The organism is Coprobacter fastidiosus, assembly GCF_982245605.1.
Map to the genome: position 1 here is coordinate 1 of NZ_CEVCIF010000076.1, position 3,965 is coordinate 3,965.

General features: G+C 38.4%; 4 protein-coding genes and 1 pseudogene. 2 read left to right on the forward strand and 3 right to left on the reverse strand.

Annotation, left to right across the window (positions count from 1 at the left end):
* A pseudogene (locus tag AC0UMU_RS13135) lies at nt 1-146 on the forward strand (DDE transposase); the annotation flags it as partial.
* Nucleotides 147-410: 264 nt separating this feature from the next.
* Here the strand turns inward: AC0UMU_RS13135 and ubiE are convergent.
* The 3 genes from ubiE to AC0UMU_RS13150 all read right to left on the reverse strand — a co-directional run bounded on the left by ubiE (nt 411) and on the right by AC0UMU_RS13150 (nt 3,214).
* Complete coding sequence (gene ubiE / locus AC0UMU_RS13140) at nt 411-1,151, reverse strand: bifunctional demethylmenaquinone methyltransferase/2-methoxy-6-polyprenyl-1,4-benzoquinol methylase UbiE (protein WP_009318764.1); 741 nt, start codon at nt 1,149-1,151, stop codon at nt 411-413.
* 94 nt (nt 1,152-1,245) lie between these two features.
* Entirely contained in the window at nt 1,246-2,193 is a 948-nt protein-coding gene (locus AC0UMU_RS13145; RefSeq protein WP_288640948.1) for a phosphoribosylaminoimidazolesuccinocarboxamide synthase, read from the reverse strand.
* Between the two features lie 22 nt (nt 2,194-2,215).
* On the reverse strand, nt 2,216-3,214 hold the full coding sequence (locus AC0UMU_RS13150; protein WP_473979951.1) for a PhoH family protein: 999 nt from the start codon (nt 3,212-3,214) through the stop codon (nt 2,216-2,218).
* Nucleotides 3,215-3,410: 196 nt separating this feature from the next.
* Here AC0UMU_RS13150 and AC0UMU_RS13155 point away from each other — a divergent pair, with 196 nt between their 5' ends.
* Complete coding sequence (locus AC0UMU_RS13155) at nt 3,411-3,728, forward strand: DMT family transporter (protein WP_009318768.1); 318 nt, start codon at nt 3,411-3,413, stop codon at nt 3,726-3,728.
* The last annotated feature ends 237 nt before the right edge of the window (nt 3,729-3,965 follow it).

Genomic DNA, 3,965 nt, shown 5'->3' on the forward strand with positions numbered 1-3,965 from the left:
GTACTCAAAAGCAACACTACTCACTCGCAAGAATAAAGGCCGGGAACAGGAAGACGGAAATCCTGTGGATTTTCTTTGGAATACATACGGCAAATGCCGTACTGATGATAGACAAGATCAGGAACAGGACGGTGAAAGCGGCATGATATGATTTTACAGGCAGAGGCAGAAGATGTCTTCAGACTTCTTCCCGAGCGTCATGTCTTGTAGGGTAAGATTGTGTGAGAAATTACAGGAATAGGACTATAAAAATGGCATATGAAGTGAGTATGCTCTATCATCTTCATATGCCATCTTGATTTTTAGGGACATTTACTGAATATCCCTAAATAATTTATTTGCAAGAGGTTCTTTGAAGTCTCGTTGGAAATAGAATAAAAAGGTTTTCAAGATAGTTTTAGGAAGACATTTTATTTTTCTCCTATATAGATAGAACATATTCCGAAAGTCAGTTTTTTGCAGTAGGTTTTGGAAAACCCGGCTTTATGAAATATTTTCAGCATTTCTTCTCCTTGCGGAACGGCAGCGATCGATCGGGGTAGGTACGTATAGGCTTGGCTGTCTTTGGTAAACAGTTTTCCCATTAATGGGATAATATGGAATGTATATAATCGGTAAAGTTGTTTGAATGGAAAATGTTCGGGGGTCGAAAATTCGATCACTACCAATGTACCTCCGGGTTTCAATACCCGATACATCTCGGAATATCCTTTTTCCAAATGTTCAAAATTGCGAACGCCGAAAGATACCGTAATCGCATCGAATGTATTGTCTGCAAATGACAGTGAGAGACAGTCCTCGCAGAAGAACTTTATTTTGTCATTGAGATGGTATTCATCTATTTTTTTGCGGGCTATATTTAGCATTCCTTCCGACAGGTCTATTCCCGTAATACTTTCGGGAGAAAACATTTTTTCCATGAGCAGAGGCAAGTCTCCCGTGCCGGTAGCAATGTCGAGTATTGTTTTGGGGCGATATGCTGCGAGCCGTTTCATCGCCGCACGTCTCCATTGTTTGTCTATACCGAAAGTCATCATTCTGTTCAGCATGTCGTATGTCGGGGCAATTGTGTCGAACATTTGCCGGACTTGAGAACTTTTTGACTCTTTTTTATTATAGGGAAGTATCGATTCTGCTTTGTATTTATCCATAAAAAGGATTATTTGAAAAAATAATATTGAAAAGCAAAAGCCGAAGAACGTGTTTATCGGCAATTGCTTTTCATTGCATGATTTATTCCGGCATTTATTGTTTGTTTAAAAATTCCGTGACATTATGCTCTATACGGGCGGCGACATTCTTGGTGTCAGCTTTGATAAATTTTTCACCGACGATATGTTCATAAAGTTCTATATACCGTTCTGAGACGCTTTCGCAATATGCAGGAGTCATTTCCGGCACTTTTTGACCTTCTTTCCCTTGAAAACCGTTTTGAATAAGCCATTGACGGACGAATTCTTTAGAAAGCTGTCGTTGTTCTTCGCCTTTGGCAAGACGTTCGGCATAACCATCTGCATAAAAGTAACGAGAAGAGTCCGGAGTATGTATCTCATCAATCAGGATGATTTTACTGTCTTTTTTCCCGAATTCATATTTTGTATCGACAAGAATCAATCCTTTCTCGGCCGCCATTTCAGTACCTCTCTTAAATAATGCCTGTGTATATTTTTCGAGTTGTTCGTAATCTTCTTTTGACACAATACCCTGAGCAATGATCTCTTCTTTCGAAATATTTTCATCATGGCCTTCATCAGCCTTGGTTGTCGGAGTGATGATCGGAGTTTCAAATTTTTGATTTTCTATCATTCCTTCAGGTAAAGTAATACCGCATAATGTTCGATCTCCGGCTTTATAAGCTCGCCATGCGCTACCGGTCAGATAACCTCGAATGACCATTTCTACTTTAAACGGTTCACAGCGAACGCCGACAGTAACCATCGGATCGGGAGTTGCGATTTTCCAGTTCGGGACAATGTCTGAAGTCGCATCAAGAAATTTTGCGGCAATTTGATTCAATACTTGTCCTTTGTAGGGAATCCCTTCTGGAAGTATTACGTCGAAAGCGGAAATTCGGTCACTGGCGACCATTACCAACAGTTCGTCGTTGATATTGTACACATCGCGTACTTTCCCGTGATATACACTTTTTTGACCCGGAAAGTTGAAGTCTGTTTTTACCAAAGCATTTTTCATTTCTGTAATACTTATTATGTTGTTATAGTTCTTTTTTTTCTATATTTATTTCGGGTATCGTTGCAGTTTTTGTTTCTTTTTTTTGTTTTTCTTCAAACTTTTCATAAGCCTCGACAATTCGTTGTACTAGTTTATGTCGTACGATATCTTTCTTTCCGAATTCTATTTTTCCGATTCCCGCCACACCTTTCAATATTTTTATAGCTTGAACCAAACCGGATGTCTGAGAGGAGGGGAGATCGATTTGGCTCATATCTCCGGTAACTATCATTTTTGCATTCATGCCTAATCGTGTAAAGAACATTTTGATCTGGTGCGTCGTAGTATTTTGAGCTTCATCGAGGATGATGACGGCATCGCTCAAAGTTCGTCCCCTCATAAATGCCAGCGGGGCTATTTGTATGACGTTGTTTTCCATTAGGTCTTTCAATTTGGCTGCGGGAATCATATCTTGTAGAGCGTCATAAAGAGGTTGTAGATAAGGGTCGATTTTATCTTTCATATCTCCCGGAAGAAATCCCAGTTTTTCTCCTGCTTCTACTGCGGGACGACTTAGAATAATTTTTTTTACTTCTTTATTTTTTAATGCCCGAACCGCCAAAGCTATAGCTACGTACGTTTTTCCAGATCCGGCAGGGCCTAAAGCAAATACAAGATCGTTCGTTTCGAAGGTTTTTACCAGTTTTTGTTGGTTTTCGGTACGTCCTATGATCGGTTTTCCGTTTACTCCATGTATAATGAGATGTTCCTGTTTTACCTCAGTAGGAGTTTGTCCTTTTATAATGTCGATAATAATTTCTTCATTGAGGATATTGTATTCTGCACAATATTTTTCAAGCTGTTTTATTTTACTTTCGAAAATCGCCGTTTCATTTTCATCTCCGATTACCTTGATAACCATTCCTCGTGCGGTAAAACGTAGTTTCGGAAATAAAGTTTTTATCAATTGTATGTTGCAGTTGTTGATTCCGTAGAATACAATCGGGTCGATGTTTTCCAAAATTATTATTCTCTCGATCATCCGGTAAGTTTATCTTCTCTATTAAAATTGTAATTTATTGTATATAAATGGTTTTGTGATATACGACGATTGTTTCGAATAACACGGGCAAAGGTAATAAATAAAGCATATATTTCCGCATCTGTAAAAGTAAAAGATGAGTAACAGAACATATTATTATCTTTGTATTGTTATAGTAACAATTAATCGAGGAAATATGGCATGGATTTATCTTTTTTTAGGAGGTTTGTTTGAGATAGGGTGGCCGCTCGGATTTAAATTGGCTCATGGTTCGTCAGGTAAAATCTTATGGATAACATTCTCGGTGTTGTCTATGGCTTTGAGCGGTTTGTTTCTTTTTATGGCTCAGAAAACAATTCCGATCGGTACGGCTTATGTCGTTTGGACAGGAATCGGTGCTGTCGGAACTTTATTGATTGGCATATTCTTTTTCAATGATCCGGCTTCGTTTTGGCGGTTATTTTCTGCATTTCTTGTGGTTGCCGGAATAATCGGCATAAAAATAGCCTCTTGATAGTTTGTGCCTGTCGGAATTTTGCTTGATTCAGGTTTTTGGGTGTTTTTCTGAGAGAGAAACAGGCTATCGAGTAAAAACGCAAAATAACCTAGTGATATTTTTTATTGGAAAATTCAGACAGGTCTTATATAATTTTATTTCGTTTTGGAGCAAAATTGAATTTGTATTCAAATTTTAGGAAATGTTTGTATGTTAGGAGTGTTGGGTTTAAGTACCGCGGCTGCTGGGATAAAC

Bases quoted from the DNA above. Each gene is read 5' to 3' on its own strand.
- ubiE (WP_009318764.1), bottom strand. From the start codon at position 1,151: ATGGATAAATACAAAGCAGAATCGATACTTCCCTATAATAAAAAAGAG.
- AC0UMU_RS13145 (WP_288640948.1), bottom strand. From the start codon at position 2,193: ATGAAAAATGCTTTGGTAAAAACAGACTTCAACTTTCCGGGTCAAAAA.
- AC0UMU_RS13150 (WP_473979951.1), bottom strand. From the start codon at position 3,214: ATGATCGAGAGAATAATAATTTTGGAAAACATCGACCCGATTGTATTC.
- AC0UMU_RS13155 (WP_009318768.1), top strand. From the start codon at position 3,411: ATGGCATGGATTTATCTTTTTTTAGGAGGTTTGTTTGAGATAGGGTGG.